14 protein-coding genes are annotated in these 14,581 nt (G+C 50.7%); 2 read left to right on the top strand and 12 right to left on the bottom strand.

Annotated features, from left to right (window positions below; genetic code table 11):
• Positions 1-53: 53 nt before the first annotated feature.
• The 5 genes from trpS to AB1I67_RS08035 form a co-directional block, all read right to left on the bottom strand.
• Positions 54-1,058 carry a tryptophan--tRNA ligase gene (gene trpS, locus AB1I67_RS08055; protein ID WP_367029376.1) on the bottom strand — a complete coding sequence of 335 codons (1,005 nt, stop codon included), beginning with the start codon at positions 1,056-1,058 and terminating at the stop codon, positions 54-56.
• 74 nt (positions 1,059-1,132) lie between these two features.
• Positions 1,133-2,272 carry a glycerate kinase gene (locus AB1I67_RS08050; RefSeq protein ID WP_367029375.1) on the bottom strand — a complete coding sequence of 380 codons (1,140 nt, stop codon included), beginning with the start codon at positions 2,270-2,272 and terminating at the stop codon, positions 1,133-1,135.
• Positions 2,273-2,312: 40 nt separating this feature from the next.
• Positions 2,313-3,704: a GntP family permease gene (locus AB1I67_RS08045; RefSeq protein WP_367029374.1), complete on the bottom strand. Its 1,392-nt coding sequence runs from the start codon at positions 3,702-3,704 to the stop codon at positions 2,313-2,315.
• A 139-nt stretch (positions 3,705-3,843) separates the two neighbouring features.
• Positions 3,844-4,554 carry a helix-turn-helix domain-containing protein gene (locus AB1I67_RS08040; RefSeq protein ID WP_367029373.1) on the bottom strand — a complete coding sequence of 237 codons (711 nt, stop codon included), beginning with the start codon at positions 4,552-4,554 and terminating at the stop codon, positions 3,844-3,846.
• The gene (locus AB1I67_RS08035; RefSeq protein ID WP_367029372.1) at positions 4,520-4,969 is read right to left on the bottom strand and encodes a sugar diacid recognition domain-containing protein; all 450 of its coding nucleotides are present in this window, start codon (positions 4,967-4,969) and stop codon (positions 4,520-4,522) included. The genes AB1I67_RS08040 and AB1I67_RS08035 overlap by 35 nt, the downstream gene beginning before the upstream one ends.
• Before the next feature lie 505 nt (positions 4,970-5,474).
• Here AB1I67_RS08035 and AB1I67_RS08030 point away from each other — a divergent pair.
• Complete coding sequence (locus AB1I67_RS08030; protein WP_367029371.1) at positions 5,475-6,362, top strand: hypothetical protein; 888 nt, start codon at positions 5,475-5,477, stop codon at positions 6,360-6,362.
• Between the two features lie 54 nt (positions 6,363-6,416).
• On the opposite strand, the gene AB1I67_RS08025 is transcribed toward AB1I67_RS08030, so the two are convergent.
• From AB1I67_RS08025 to AB1I67_RS08005, 5 genes are all read right to left on the bottom strand, one after another.
• The gene (locus tag AB1I67_RS08025; protein WP_367029370.1) at positions 6,417-6,776 is read right to left on the bottom strand and encodes an arsenate reductase family protein; all 360 of its coding nucleotides are present in this window, start codon (positions 6,774-6,776) and stop codon (positions 6,417-6,419) included.
• A 189-nt stretch (positions 6,777-6,965) separates the two neighbouring features.
• Positions 6,966-8,378 carry a deoxyguanosinetriphosphate triphosphohydrolase gene (locus AB1I67_RS08020; protein WP_367029369.1) on the bottom strand — a complete coding sequence of 471 codons (1,413 nt, stop codon included), beginning with the start codon at positions 8,376-8,378 and terminating at the stop codon, positions 6,966-6,968.
• 12 nt (positions 8,379-8,390) lie between these two features.
• Positions 8,391-8,717, bottom strand: a complete 327-nt coding sequence (locus AB1I67_RS08015; RefSeq protein ID WP_367029368.1) for a cupin domain-containing protein — start codon at positions 8,715-8,717, stop codon at positions 8,391-8,393.
• Between the two features lie 2 nt (positions 8,718-8,719).
• Positions 8,720-9,655, bottom strand: coding sequence for a hypothetical protein (locus tag AB1I67_RS08010; protein ID WP_367029367.1), 936 nt, complete (start codon positions 9,653-9,655; stop codon positions 8,720-8,722).
• Between the two features lie 349 nt (positions 9,656-10,004).
• Positions 10,005-10,601 (bottom strand): HD domain-containing protein, encoded by a 597-nt coding sequence (locus AB1I67_RS08005; RefSeq protein WP_367029366.1) that lies wholly within the window; start codon positions 10,599-10,601, stop codon positions 10,005-10,007.
• Positions 10,602-10,726: 125 nt separating this feature from the next.
• On the opposite strand from AB1I67_RS08005, the gene AB1I67_RS08000 reads away from it, so the two are divergent.
• Entirely contained in the window at positions 10,727-11,488 is a 762-nt protein-coding gene (locus AB1I67_RS08000; protein ID WP_367029365.1) for a hypothetical protein, read from the top strand.
• Positions 11,489-11,564: 76 nt separating this feature from the next.
• Here AB1I67_RS08000 and malQ read toward each other — a convergent pair whose 3' ends face one another.
• Both malQ and AB1I67_RS07990 read right to left on the bottom strand, forming a co-directional pair.
• Positions 11,565-13,094 (bottom strand): 4-alpha-glucanotransferase, encoded by a 1,530-nt coding sequence (malQ, locus tag AB1I67_RS07995; protein ID WP_367029364.1) that lies wholly within the window; start codon positions 13,092-13,094, stop codon positions 11,565-11,567.
• 92 nt (positions 13,095-13,186) lie between these two features.
• Positions 13,187-14,581 carry an L-fucose/L-arabinose isomerase family protein gene (locus AB1I67_RS07990; protein WP_367029363.1) on the bottom strand — a complete coding sequence of 465 codons (1,395 nt, stop codon included), beginning with the start codon at positions 14,579-14,581 and terminating at the stop codon, positions 13,187-13,189.

The raw sequence follows: 14,581 nt of genomic DNA, 5'->3' as shown, positions 1-14,581 counted from the left end.
CGTCAACTGTTTGGCGGATTCCTATACACTTTATTAACACATGCCGCCGGGTCTTACCGGATACGCTCCGGGAAGCCGATCTTCTTCTGAACCTTGCGCAGGGTCTTGTTGGAGAAGTACTGGGCTTTCTCCGTGTTGCTCTTTATGATCCCATCCAGATAATCCTTGTTCTTGCTCAGATCCGCAAACCGGTCCTGAAGCGGCTTTAATACACTCACAACCGACTCACCTACAGCCAGCTTGAAATCACCGTAGCCTTTGCCCGCAAACTCTGCCTCCGTCTCCGCCGGAGTCTTCCCGGTGCAGGCGCAGTAAATATCGATCAGGTTTTTGATGCCCGGCTGCTCATCACAGTAGCGCACACAGGCCTCTGAATCCGTCACCGCACGTTTGAACTTGCGGATGATCGTGTCCGGGTCATCCATCAGATAAATACTGCCGTTGGGGTTCTCGTCGGACTTGGACATCTTCTTTGCCGGGTCCTGCAGGCTCATGACCTTGGCTCCCACCTTGCCGATATACGCCTCCGGGATCGTAAACACATCCCCATAGATCCCATTAAAACGCTGCGCGATATCACGGGTCAGCTCCAGATGCTGCATCTGGTCAATCCCCACCGGGACTACATCCGACTGATACAGCAGGATATCAGCCGCCATCAGCACCGGGTAAGTAAACAGGCCTGCGTTGATGTTGTCTGCATGCTTTGCCGACTTGTCCTTAAACTGGGTCATACGGCTCAGTTCGCCCATGTAGGTGTAACAGTTGAGAATCCACGCCAGCTCTGCATGTCCGGACACGTGGGACTGATAGTAGATGCAGTTCTTTTCCGGATCTAAACCTGCTGCGATATAGAGCGTCAGCAAAGTGCGCGCCCGCTTCCGAAGCTCCGCCGGGTCCTGGCGCACCGTGATGGAATGCATATCCACCACACTATAAAAAGTCTCATATTCATCCGCAATGCTGACCCAGTTTTTGAGCGCCCCGAGGTAATTGCCCAGGGTCAGGTTCCCGGTGGCCTGCATTCCGCTAAAAAGTACTTTCTTTCCGTCTAACATAATCTTGTTCTCCTTTTACCATAACCGTCTCGAATGAAACCAGTTTATCACCGGAGAACACAATTGTCAATTTATTACGTCAGCTCCATCCCTGTTTTTATAAAAGCAAACATCCTGAGCGCTCCGTGATAATAAAGCTCCTCTGCATTGCCCAACGCCTCCTCTAAAGGCATCACCGCGTTGACCGTCGTCATCATGGAACGGATCCCATGGCCGAAGATCTGTTCTGCTCCCTCTCCCATGGCTCCAACCAGCGCTACCGCCGGAACACCGCATTTCTTACAATGGTTTCCAACCCCCTGCATCACCTTCCCAAAACAGGACTGCCAGTCGGTCCTTCCTTCTCCGGTGACGACCAGGGAGACTCCCTCCAGCCGCTTGTCAAAATCAATCAGATCCAGCACCGTCTCAATACCTGATTTTAAGGATGCGTGCAGAAAAACAAGCAGCGCAGCGCCGAGACCGCCTGCTGCTCCGGAGCCGGGCATCTCATCCGGGTCGATGCCAAACTCCCGGATCATCACGTCCCGGTAATTCTGCATCCCCCGCTCCAGCTCATCCAGCACCTCCGGCGTACCTCCTTTTTGCTTCCCAAAAGTATAGGTCGCACCGTCCTTCCCGCACAGCGGATTATTTACGTCACACATGGCTGTAAACTTCACCCCGGATATCCTGTCATCCATGCCGGAGCAGTCGATATGAGCCACTTTCTCCAAGTCTGAGCCGCGGCCTTCCAGCTCCCGGCCTTCGCTGTCCAGGAATTTTACTCCCAGGGCGCGCATACACCCCATACCTCCATCGTTGGTGGCGGAGCCGCCGATGGCAATGGAGATATCCGTAAATCCTCTGTCCAGAGCATCCCTTAAAAGCTCTCCGGTCCCATAAGTGGTCGTGTTTCTCGGGTCCCGAAGGGACGGCGGGACCATGGGCAGGCCGGAAGCCGCCGCCATCTCAAGGATGGCACGGCGTTCATCCAGTCTGCCGTAAAAAGAATCCCGCTCCTCCATCAATGGCCCATGTACCCGCACCTCTATCTTTTCTCCGCAAGCCGCGGCGATCACTGCATCCGTGGTCCCCTCCCCGCCGTCAGCAATGGGTACCCCGTCACATTCACATTCGCCAAACACTTCCTTTGCAGCTTTTGTCAGCAGTTCTATGGTCTGCTCACTGCTCAAAGTTCCCTTAAAAGAATCAGACGCAAACAGCAGTTTCATCCCTCCACGCCTCCTTTCCGCCGGCACAGGTCCGCACCGGTCAATGCAGGAACAGTGACAGAAGGAATATCTCAGCGATACCTGCAATACCCAGCAGCAACGTCACAGCCGTCTGGGTCTTATAACCCTGTTCCGGTGTCATGCCGCCAAAGTTGGTGACAACCCAGAAATAGGAGTCATTGGCATGGGATACAGTCATCGCTCCCGCACCGATCGCCATACAAGCAAGGGTAGCACGGACCGGACTCGCCAGTCCCAGGACCGGAAGCAGCGGAGCCACGATCCCGGCCGTGGTAGTCAACGCCACCGTGGACGAACCCTGGGCGCTCTTTAAGATAGCAGAAAGCACAAACGGGAAGAAAATACCCATGGTGCTCAGCACCGTCGCATGCTCCGTGATATAGTTCACCATATCAGAAGAAGCGATCACCTTGCCCAGAACACCGCCTGCCGCCGTCACAAACAGGATCGGACCCACGGTCTTTAAAGTCTCGTTGGTTATGTCATAAAAATCCTTCATCTTACCGGCGCCATTTAACTGAACTACGCCGCATATGGTTCCGACTGCCAGCGCTATGATCGGGGTTCCGAGGAATTTCAGCAGATCGGCAGCACCTCCGCCCATTCCCGCCATGCTCACGATCGAGGACAGCGCCATCAGTATGATCGGGACGATGATCGGAGCGAGTGCATTAAACCCGCCCGGCAGCTTTCCATACTCAGCCACCAGCTCCTCATAGGTCTTAGTCACCTCTCCCATATCAGCCTCATCATTGGCCCGGACGGATTTACCTATGTATTTTGCGTAGAAAAAGCCTGCAGCCAGCGGAAGGATCGAGCAGAGTGCGCCGAATCCCATAACCATCAAAAGGTTATTGCCAATGCCAAGGGTGGACGCCGCCGCGATCGGTCCCGGAGTAGGCGGAATAAACACATGCGAAATATAAAGTCCCGAGGACAAACCTACCGTCATTGCCACCGAGGATGCCGCGGTCCGGTTCACCAGGGCTTTCCTGATGGGGTTTAAGATAACGAAACCGGAATCACAGAAAACAGGGATGGATACTACCCAGCCCATCAGCTCCATAGCGAGCACCGGGTTGTTCTTCCCCACCAGCTTGATCACCATATCCGCCAGCTTGAGCGCGGCCCCGGTCTTTTCCAGGATCGTGCCGATCAGGGCGCCCAGGATGATCACGATACCAATACTGGAAAATGTGCCGGAAAAGCCCGCGCCGATTACATTTGCCAGGCCGCTGACCTTCGTGCCGTCCTCCAGCGTCTTATCCACCAGCGGGATCCCGGCGATCAGCCCGAGAATCAATGAGATACACATGATAGCGACAAAGGGATGGATCTTAAATTTGGATATTGCGATGATCATCACCACGATCGCCAGGACAAAAACAAGAATAAGTGGTAAACCAGTCATTTGAAAACCTCCTTTTTTCAACACGCTGAGTTCACAGTTACGCGTACAATTACTTAAACTTATCGTACCTGAAAACTCTTTATGCTGCAAAGGACATTAATCCGAAACTGGCTGCCTGTTTTGTGCTCTCAGCACAAAACTAATGTTCTCTTCTTAAATAATTATAAAATGCCTCCATATAATACCGGTCTGAGGCAGATACCATGGGATTTACATTCAGCATATCCTTGATCTTGTTGTAGCGGTATACCAGCGTATTTTTGTGCATATACAGGCGCTTCGCTGCCTCCGCCAGATTAAAATTGGTATCCATCAGCATCCCGGTGATCTCTATGTAGCTTTTCTTGAAATCCTCGCCCAGCATCTTCTCATACACATTGAACATGCGCTGCAGCTCATTCACCGGCATGACCGAGCGCAGGTACTGCCCTGCATAATCATAGAAAAACGCCGAGGTGGAATCTGTCCTCACAATCTGTTCCAGCCATTTGCAGTGCTGATAGGCATAGTAATACTGGGAAAAGCTGCTCTGAAAGGAGCCGATATAAAACATACATTTCTTTTCGTGTACGCGAAGCCATCTGAGCGCCTCTCCCAGATAATCCGCGATCAGGAACTTATAATCAGAAAACAGATCCTGCTTCCCGCCGGGCATGGTCTTGAAGATCAGCACCCGGCTGTCATCCAGCACAAAACTGATATCCTCCTTACTGTGCCGGTCCCCGGCTTTGATCATTTCCAAAAACGGCCCTGCCTCCACCTGGCACAGCCTGCAAAGGATGGGGATCCGCACAATGGCTTCTGTATATCCAAGCTCATCCGCCACGCTGCAGCCGGCCCGGATCGGCATATTCCTCCGTCGTCAGCAGGCTCATAAACCATTCTTTTCGGTTTATCCTCCGCTGCAGTTCCTGGTGCTGTTTTTCATATTTGAGCATGGCTTCGATGGCCATTTTGGTGATCAGCGCCACCGGGCGGATCTCCTTTGGGTCCCCGGTGATCCCCACCACACCCTCCCGCCTGCCGTCAATGTTGATCACCATATTGATCCCGGGGCGCACACCGGGATAGTCGTGCTCTCCCGAGGTCACCACCATGTCTTCCGTGCCCGTAACAATATAATAAGCCACCTCATGAAAGGTGCCCACCCGTTTGGGGTCCCGGCTGGCGATGATCACGCCTTTTTCATTCATGATATTGATGTTGTAATCCGTATACTGCGTTACCTGCTCTATGAACTTCTGGGCCAGGTCAAGTTCTATCATTAAAAACCTCCTGCATTTCTGATTTACTTTCGTTTGTCACGGTCCGCCAAAACCTGACTTCCTTTTTTCTATTATACACTATCTTCCCCTGTTTGCGAAGTTATCAAAAATAGAGACAACAGCACATTCCCCTGCGCCTCTTCCTTGAACCAATTAAAATAAACCTGATTTTCTGCAAATCACAGCTTTAAAATGAATGATGCTTTTCCAAGTCCCGATTTGCCGATTCTCCTGGATTGTAAGTATGGAAGCCCTACGATCAGAGGCACTTTAATAAGCCTCGTTGGAGCCGAACTTGCGAAGGCATATGCTTTTCCCTTTTCAGATGCGGAAACTCAAGCTGCATAGCTATTGCATGCTAAAAGTAATCATGTTACAATTATACTGTATTTTCAGGAATATCCGCACTTTAAGTAAAATATATCAAGATCGTCATCCATAACATGACGCATGAAGAAGATAGATTTAAAATGCAGCTGACTACGAAAAATGGGGGGATTGAATCATGAAAAAATGTATAAAAGTGGTTATGCTAATGGGGGTGTCTGCTCTTCTGACAGTAGCAAACGCTGCGCCAATGGCTGCTCTGGCTAGTAATGTACCCTGGACAAGGGAAGAATCTGTTTATGAACCGTACTTTAAAGATCGAAGTTTTCCTCCCTCCAATGCCTACTATACTTTTGAAAAGCAGGGGGACGGGCGATATAAGATTTATTTACAGGGAGAATCTCTGAATCTGCATAATGATCCACAGCGCATGCAAGAACACCGGGACCAGGATGATGGAGGCTACTTGGAATTAAGTGTGGGGTGTGACGACTCTGGTATGCAGAGGGACTATTTTGTCGATGTTGATGGATATTTAAAATCCGGTTGGAGAAGACTGCCCGGCGCAGTAAATCCGGCCTATGAAAATTCCGAAAAACTGAGCGCTTATAAAGAAAAGTACAACCATTTTATTACTGATAGCGGTGAGTCTAATGAACATGGAACTATTTATTATAATGAATGGGCATATTATTCACCAGTTGACTACTGTGCAGTAGAAGGCTGGACAGAAATCGACGGAAAAAAATACTTTTTTGGGATTGGAGGGCACCCATTTACTTTTAATGGAACTCATACCTTAAGGTATGGTAACCCTAATGACGGTATAATGCTGTATGATACCTATACACCAGATGGCTACTATGTTGGTGTGGATGGTACACTGGACGAGAGTGTTCCCCAGATTCACGGACAATGGGTGAATGTAATCACAAACCATATTAGGAATAACTTGGAGTTATTTGAGCAATGTGATATGACAAGCGAGTTTATGCCGGTTGCCTATAAAAAAGATGGCTTAACTCCGGTAGATCGTTTCGGATTCAGAACTTTTTGGGTGCCCTGATTATGCATTTTTAGGGCATCCAGGAATACTGAATGCCCTAAAGAGAGATTATCTCTATGAAAAAACAAGCATTTCTTCCCATTCTTTTTCTTTAAACCCAACCAGGATAAAATCATCCGCCACCACCAGCGGGCGCTTCACGAGCATCCCATCCGTGGCAAGCAGATTGATCTTCTCTTCATCGCTCATCCCTGGAAGCTTATCCTTCAACCCCAACTCTTTATACTTCAAACCGCTGGTATTAAAAAACTTTTTCGTATCCATACCGGACCGTGCGATCCACGCCTTTAATTCTTCTTCCGTCGGGTTCGCCTCCACAATGTGTCTGTCCTCAAACTCAACCCCTTGCGCTGTCAGCCATTTCTTCGCCTTCTGACAGGTACTGCATTTCGGATATTCAATAAAAATCACCATATACAAACTCCTCAATCAACTGATACAATTCGTAACTACACTTACCATCATTTCTTTTTCTTCAGGATGTGATCCGGCGATCATAAGCATCCAGCAGCTCAAGCGCCTGCTCAATCGGCACTGTTAAACTCAATTCTTTATCCCCGGTCTCAAATAACCGGATTTCGTTTTTGCTCATTCACACTCTCCTCAGACAATCCCATTCAGCTCCTGGTACAGCCTTTTCGCATAGCTGTCCGTCATCCCGCTGATAAAATCCGTCACCAGCAGAAGGCGCAGATAAAGCTTCTCCGCCTCGTCCCTCCCTTCCGCATGAATACGGTATACCCGCTTGAAATTGTCGGAGATCAGAGATACCAGTTTTTCCTGGACCGCCGTCATCTTCTTCCTGGGGTGGGTATCCCAGGGGATCACCGCGTCCACGAAACGGCTCAGCAGGAAATCAAAGATCGCGTCCGCGCCCACCTCCAGCTTGATGATGGGCCTGGAAATAAAAGCGTATCGGTATGCAATATCCCCGAGCGCCTCCATAAGAGGCTCGCCAAAGGTTCCGTAGAACAGGTCATGTTCCCAGGTTCCCGCCATAATTTCCTGATAATGATCCACAAAGCTGTCCGTGGCGCAGGCGATCATCTGGCCCTGGACCGACACCACCCAGTTCTGGATGGCGTATGTCTCCGGCTTCTCATAGCCGATCCGCAGGGCTTTGGCGTACTTCTCCTCCAGCCAGCCAATGATCCGGGTGCACTCTACCGGAGCTTTGTCACAGCATCGGTACAGCTCCTCCACCAGCTTTCCATAGGTGATGCAGCCTTTCTTCATGGCATCTTCTATATCCGCGGTGCGGTACGCGATATCGTCCGCCGCCTCCAAAAGAAATGCCAGGGGATGACGGTATCCATTGGTTCCATTGGATCGCTGGATATCCGCAAACTCCGCCCGGTCCGCATAGAAATACCCCATCTTCTTTTCCCGGATCCTGCCGCTCTTTTTGTTGATCTCCAGAGAGGACACCGGGTACTTGATGATGGTCCCAAGAAGAGCTTTCGTCAGATTCATGCCATGCTCATCCACCAGATAATGCAGCTTTGTCACCAGGCGCAGCGCCTGGGTGTTGCCCTCAAAATGATAAAAATCCTGCTGCATCTGCTCATTCAGCAGCTCCGAGAGCGGTCTTCCCTCAAACCCAAGCTCCGGCAGGTGCTTTCCGAACCAGTCCTGGATAGCAGTCTCCCCAAAATGTCCGAATGGCGGGTTCCCGATATCATGGATCAACCCTGCACACTGGAGGATATCACAGACCGCGGCCTTTTCCTCCGCGCCGAACTGCGGGTCCAGCCCCAGCTGCATGATCTTTGCCGACACATTCTGTCCAAGCGATTTGCAGAAGGAAGAGACCTCCAGCGAGTGGGTCAGCCGGGTCCTGATAAAATCACTCTGGTCCAGAGGAAACACCTGCGTCTTGTCCTGAAGCCGCCTAAAGGACGCACTGCCAATGATGCGGTGATAATCCTTTTCAAACTCCGTCCGCAGGTCATTTCCTCCCGCCTGCTTTTTAAAGGGCCGGATCCTGTCCGGGCATAACAGTGTATTCCATTCCATAAAAGCTTCTCCCTACTCAACAAAATCCTTCCGCATCGGTGTAAAGATATCTAAGAGCACCGTGTCCTCCAGCACCTCAATCCCGTGCACCGCATCCGGCTTCACATAGTATGTATCCCCGGTCTGCAGCTCCTTGTCTTCGCAGCCCTCTTCCTGATAGATCAGCCTTCCGGACACAATATATCCGATCTGCTCGTGGGGATGGGAATGCTTTGCTCCCACAGCGCCTTTCTGGAAATGAAGCTCCACGGTCATCAGGTTTTCACTGTAAGATAAGATCTTGCGGTTTACCCCGCCTCCCAGGTCTGTTACCGGTACATTTTTATTCTCTGTATACATGCTTAATGATCCTCCTTATTTCCGCGCTTACCCGCGCGTCTACATTTTTGTCCAGTATACCACTTCCTCAGCTTTTTGACCACCCACAGAAAGGCAAGAATCAACAGTCCGCCAAAGAACAAAATCACGCCGATCCCGATCACCACAAGCAGGGTCCGGGTGATCTTCTGCCAGAGAGTGAGCATCCCCTCTGTATCAGCCTGCGGCTGTGTCTCCTCTGAAGCCTCCATCTGAATACTTACCTCTGTCCCAGATGCATCTGCAGTCTCATCTGCTCCTATTGCCTGTTCCGTGACAGCCTCATCCGCTTCCGTTTGCAGACTCACGTTTCGTTTTGCCGGGATCTGCGCCGTTCCCGCGTACCGAACCCGGTAATCCCTCACCAGCTTGTTCCCAGCCGCCAGGGCATCGCGGCACAGCTCCCCCTCTTCCCCCTGGTATGCCTCCCCTGCCCACTGCACAGAGGTGATCCGGTAATCCTCCGGCATCAAGCCCACCAGCTCCAGAAGCTGTTCCTCACAGCCCTCCAGTCTTGGGCGCTCCTCATCAAAAGGGATCAGGATATCCCCCAGCCGATAAAAAGCCGCATCGTAGGAGTGAAATGTGACCGGAAAAGAAAAATGGTCCTCCCACCGTTCCCTTAAAATCACCTTCTCCTCCATGGCGCAGACAGCGGTAACCGTGGCTCCGCCCTCCTCAATCCGGACATCCAGGGTCTCCGGCAGGGACGCGCCGCCCTCTACCTGCTCATATACCACATCCTTTTTCACATGCCGGACCGTAAATGCATCACGGCCCCCAGGAGCGGCGCTTTCGGAGGTTTCCGCTCTCAATTCCAGGCAGTTTACCACCGCCATCTGCAGCAGGATCAGGATCACCCAGAGACCCATCTGCACATTTTTTACCCACTGTTTTCGGTTTTCATTCTCTTTTTGCATAAAATAAGCTCCTTTTTCACTTTTTTACACGAATAGAACCACTGCCGCCGGCGTACTGCCGTTTTTATCATTTTTGATTTGTTTTACCTGTTGGAATTAAAAGATAAGAGATTAATTCCTGAAATTTCCTTGAGCCTGCCGCCGGCGTAGAAACCGGCAGCAGCGAGATCCTGGATCCGGACCTCTATATGATACTGCTCTACATAATGTTTATATTTATAACGTGCAGCTGTTCAGCACGGCGGAAGTTCTACTTCGTGTTAATATTATACCGGATTGCATCTCTCAGGACAATACTCAAAATCAAGTTTCTGCACGCTTAAGTATCGGCGTCCACAAATGCAGGCCTTCACGAATACACAAAATGATACAGCTGGCGCAGCTCCTGATATGCTGTAAAATGCTCCAGCTCCTGAAGCCCCACCAGGATACCGGCCAGATACCACCGGTGCCACTCCCGGTCCTTTTCGTTGAATCTCTGCCAGATCTCATCTCCCACCACCATATAGTCTCTGGCTGTGGCGCGCATATTGCTCAGCTTGTCCCCCAGAGTGAGGAGCTTTACCTCGTAGGAGGCCGTATCCAGATGACGGATCGTATCCTCCTTCCGTTCCTTCCACGTCCGGGACTTGTCCTCAGTCTCAGCGCTCACCAGCGCCAGAATTCGGCTCCCAAACTCCCGCTCAAGCTCTGCCGCCGTGACCTGCGTATCCTCCAGCACATCGTGGAGATAAGCGGCTGCGATGACCTCCGGATCATCCGTCATCTGCGCTACAATAAGCGCCACCTCCATAGGATGATAAATATAGGGAATCCCACTTCCCTTACGCAGGGCGCCTGCATGCGCCTTTGCCGCAAATCCTGCCGCTTTTCGTATCATAAGTGTAACCCCCACACAATCCAGAGGACGCCGTTGCCCTCCAACCACCGCTATTGCTTTAATCATACCACAGACCTCACCGGCTGAAAAGGGTCATCGTAAGAAAATCTTTCCTTGTAAAACCACGTATTTTCTGCTATGCTATTGGACAGACAACAGGGCATCTGCCTGGAGATAAAAAGGAGCATCCTATGGAAATCTATCAAAATTCTTCCTACCATAAATCCGGTAGGTATCAAAAAAAACAGGACGGCGGCTGGCCGCATATCCTGCTGTTTTATGTCCTGCCATTTATTATTTTTAACAGCATCCTGCTCTATTGTGTGATCGCAAAACCGAAGATCGAGGTGATCGTTGCCGACACCAACGACTATCTGTCCACCCAGGTCACCCTAACCGTCAAATCCTGGTTCCCGACAAAGTCCGTAAGCATGACGATCGACGGAGAAGAAGTAGAACTGGAAAAGGGAAAGAAACGCACCTATACCACCACCGTATATAAAAATGGCTCTATTGAGGCCGCCGTTGTCAACTTAAACGGCATGCCTGCATCCGTTTATGAACATGTGAACGTGCTGGATGACAACCCACCTTCCTTTACGAAGACACAGATCCAGGACGGCGTGGTCACCCTGACCGTGGGGGATACCCAGTCGGGCATCAATTTTGATTCCATTTATGCACTGAACTCTGCAGAACAGCGCGTGGAACCCATCGCAGTGGACCGCAGCACCAATACCCTTTCCTACGAGATGGATCCGGCTGGACTGCATGTCTTCGCCCAGGATAAGGCGGGCAATGAAGTCCAGGGGACCTTTACATCCCATAAAGAGGGCGATGTGGAGACGTTAGAGGGCGGCGCAACTGACGAATCTGAGCATGGCGCAGATGTACCGGAAAGTACGGAAGCTGCCTCCACAGAATCCTCAGAACCAACCGTAACGATCAACTGAATCAATGGGCATTGACAAAAGTCCCGCCCCGGAGGCTTTCCGGTGCGGGACTTTTTATGTTTTGTCAATTTCTCAATTATATCTTTTTATCTTCCGTTCGCTCGATCCTTCCATAGATCTCTGCCATCCTCCGGCATTTTTTGATCAGATCCTCCGTCAGATCCTCCGCGCCCATGCGCCACCGCCAGTTTTCGCCTAATGTGGACGGCTCATTGATCCTCGCCCAGTCGCCAAGCCCCAGATAATCCTGTACCGGGATCACCGCCAGACGCGCTACGCTCTGCAGCGCCAACCGGATGTAATCCCAATGGATCTCTCCCTGGGGAGTACGCGCATTGCCCAAATAATCCAGGGCAAACCTCCGCGCTCCGGCATCCAGGCTGCGGTACCAGCCCTGAAGGGTCATATTATCATGGGTTCCAGTATAAACCACACAATTTTTCGGATATTTATGCGGCAGGTAAGCACTGTCGCCTGTCTCGTCAAATGCAAACTCCAGCACCTTCATCCCTGGAAAACCAGTCTTTTTTACAAGCTTCAGCACGGATGGGGTGAGAAATCCCAGATCCTCCGCGATGATATCCAGCCTGCCAAACTTTTTCTCCATAGCTTTAAACAGGGAATATCCAGGCCCTTTTTCCCAATGTCCGTTCTCAGCGGTCTTATCCTGCGCCGGAATCGCATAGTACTCGTCAAATCCCCGGAAATGATCGACCCGCACCACGTCATACAGCCGGAAGCTGTACTCCATGCGTTTCAGCCACCAGTCATACCCGGTCTTTTTGTGGTAATCCCAGCGGTACAGGGGATTGCCCCAGAGCTGCCCGGTCTCTGAAAATGCGTCCGGCGGGCAGCCCGCCACTCCTACAGGCCTGCAGTCTGCATCAAACTGAAACAGCTCCGGGTGCGCCCAGCTGTCCGCGCCGTCAAACGCCACATAGATCGGGATATCCCCAATGATGCGGATGCCCTTTTCATTGGCATAATCCTTAAGCTGTGTCCACTGCTCCTGAAACAGATACTGCTGGAATTCATAAAAGGCGATCTCGTCCTTTAAAGCTTTCCGGTATGTTCTCAGCGCCCCCTCCTGACGGGTACGGATATCCAGATCCCATTTATCCCAGCTTTTCCCATTGAAAGCATTCTTGACCGCCATGTAGAAACAGTACTCTCTTGTCTCCGCAGACAGGGCCTTGCCAAGGATCTTCTGCGTCTGCTTTTCATCCAGCCCCTCGGCCTGACGCTGCTGCTTCCAGCGGACAAAAGCCTTTTTCAACAGCGGAAAACGGTTCCGGTAAAGCTTTTCATAGTGAATGAACCTCCGGTCGCTGCCAAAATCCGCGTTATCACATTCCTCCCTGGTCAGCAGCTCATCATCGATCAGCTGCTCCAGATCGATAAAATACGGATTCCCGGCAAAGGCGCTGAAGGACTGGTAAGGGGAATCTCCGTATCCCGTCGGCCCCAGGGGCAGGATCTGCCAGTACTTCTGTCCCGCTGCCTCCAGTTTATCTATGAATTCGTATGCCTCTTTTGAAAATGCACCGATCCCGTATTTGGACGGAAGGCTCGATACCGGAAGCAGCATGCCGCATGCTCGTTTCATGGTGTGGTTCCTCTTTTCCTTTTATTTCAATATGGATATTTTAACAGGAATGAGGTGGTTATGCAAGCGTTTCACAGACACCCGTTTAAGGCTTACTTATTAAAGCAAAGATATTCAATCCCTGTCATATCACAGAACATTTCCAAAACCTTTGCATAATTTCCATATACCATATGCAAATGATTGGAATTTATTTTCTGGTAGAACGCCTGGTAGTCCACGTCTGCCTCGACAAATGCGTGCGGATAACAGTACGTCGTTTCCTTCAATTTTTCTACAGGATACATCTTTGTAGTCCCCTCAAAGCAGCCCAATACATAATTTCCATTGCTGCGAAACAGCCTTGCTACTGTCACCGCGCCCGGTTTGGCAATCATCTGAAGCGACGCGCCTCCTGCTTCCCCAAAAATATGAGGCATAAGCACAGTTTTTTTCAATGCATCCTCACGGTCATCCGGATTTGCAAAATACGGAGCAACACTGCCACAGTTTGCCAGCACAAACTCTTTGCTGGCTTCATCAAAGAATTTTATATCCAGCAGACAGGATGGTGCTCCTTCTGCGCACAGGCTCAGAATCCGCATCGTCAACGCCCCATCGCAATCACATTCACAGGACGTTGGGATCGGCTGTTTTTCACCGTCCGCATCATAATGATTGTTTAAAAGCGCAACCCCCAGGCACTGCAACACAAAGTGATCACTCATGTCTTGCTGACACTTGATTCCCATAAAATCATATTTCTTTTCTGCCGCCATATCCTTCAGTGCAAGGTAGCTTCTCACCTGCAGTTCCAGCGTTTCTTCCGTAAACTTACCGGAATAACCCGCCAGGGAACTATACGCCTTCACCCATTGCAGATGTTGTTTCACACGGTCATTCTCAATTGCCGCTGCTCTGTAAACAATCTCATACTGATCACAATGGTCGAATTCCACGCCGAACTGCTTTTGCCACTGGCTGGGATCTGCCACTGTAGTGCCAATCCCAATACTTCTGCCTCCAATCATGCCATAGCTGGATCTGCGTATCCCCTCGGTCACAGAAATCCCCCGGATAAACGCATCCACCTTTTGCTGAAGCTTTAAATCCCTGTACTCACCAGACACCCTGATACATTTTTTCCCCGTTTGATCCAACATCCCCGCTACCGCAAGAAGTGTCACAAGACTGGAGGTGTCTCTTTGCAAATTACCAAGCAAAAGTACCGGATAATCCGTTGCGTATGCGATGCGGAACGCCAGGGACGGCGTGGCCCAAATTGGAAGGTGCAGAATGACAGCCCGGATCCCCCTTTGCCTGATCTCATCTGCCACAGCCAGTCCTTCCTCTGCGTCAAATACGATCGGTGGCAGAAACAGATCATACTGGTCTCCAAATGCTGCCTTTACTTTCTCAATCTCCGCGTCCGCAATATGCCTGCGCTTTTTGTAAAACTCCTTTCGGCTGTCTCCCAGGGTCACCACTGCCACTTTCATCTTATTCAT

The organism is Clostridium sp. AN503 (assembly GCF_040719375.1).
Lineage (GTDB): Bacteria > Bacillota > Clostridia > Lachnospirales > Lachnospiraceae > Brotaphodocola.
The sequence above is the reverse complement of the archived record's forward strand: the minus strand, read 5'-3'. Positions and strand labels throughout refer to the sequence as shown.

What these genes read in the sequence shown, in the direction of transcription:
- AB1I67_RS08010 (WP_367029367.1), bottom strand. Translation starts at nt 9,655, where the DNA reads ATGCAAAAAGAGAATGAAAACCGAAAACAGTGGGTAAAAAATGTGCAG.
- trpS (WP_367029376.1), bottom strand. Translation starts at nt 1,058, where the DNA reads ATGTTAGACGGAAAGAAAGTACTTTTTAGCGGAATGCAGGCCACCGGG.
- AB1I67_RS08035 (WP_367029372.1), bottom strand. Translation starts at nt 4,969, where the DNA reads ATGATAGAACTTGACCTGGCCCAGAAGTTCATAGAGCAGGTAACGCAG.
- AB1I67_RS08040 (WP_367029373.1), bottom strand. Translation starts at nt 4,554, where the DNA reads ATGCCGATCCGGGCCGGCTGCAGCGTGGCGGATGAGCTTGGATATACA.
- AB1I67_RS08020 (WP_367029369.1), bottom strand. Translation starts at nt 8,378, where the DNA reads ATGGAATGGAATACACTGTTATGCCCGGACAGGATCCGGCCCTTTAAA.
- malQ (WP_367029364.1), bottom strand. Translation starts at nt 13,094, where the DNA reads ATGAAACGAGCATGCGGCATGCTGCTTCCGGTATCGAGCCTTCCGTCC.
- AB1I67_RS08030 (WP_367029371.1), top strand. Translation starts at nt 5,475, where the DNA reads ATGAAAAAATGTATAAAAGTGGTTATGCTAATGGGGGTGTCTGCTCTT.
- AB1I67_RS07990 (WP_367029363.1), bottom strand. Translation starts at nt 14,581, where the DNA reads ATGAATAAGATGAAAGTGGCAGTGGTGACCCTGGGAGACAGCCGAAAG.
- AB1I67_RS08025 (WP_367029370.1), bottom strand. Translation starts at nt 6,776, where the DNA reads ATGGTGATTTTTATTGAATATCCGAAATGCAGTACCTGTCAGAAGGCG.
- AB1I67_RS08045 (WP_367029374.1), bottom strand. Translation starts at nt 3,704, where the DNA reads ATGACTGGTTTACCACTTATTCTTGTTTTTGTCCTGGCGATCGTGGTG.
- AB1I67_RS08005 (WP_367029366.1), bottom strand. Translation starts at nt 10,601, where the DNA reads ATGATTAAAGCAATAGCGGTGGTTGGAGGGCAACGGCGTCCTCTGGAT.
- AB1I67_RS08015 (WP_367029368.1), bottom strand. Translation starts at nt 8,717, where the DNA reads ATGTATACAGAGAATAAAAATGTACCGGTAACAGACCTGGGAGGCGGG.
- AB1I67_RS08050 (WP_367029375.1), bottom strand. Translation starts at nt 2,272, where the DNA reads ATGAAACTGCTGTTTGCGTCTGATTCTTTTAAGGGAACTTTGAGCAGT.
- AB1I67_RS08000 (WP_367029365.1), top strand. Translation starts at nt 10,727, where the DNA reads ATGGAAATCTATCAAAATTCTTCCTACCATAAATCCGGTAGGTATCAA.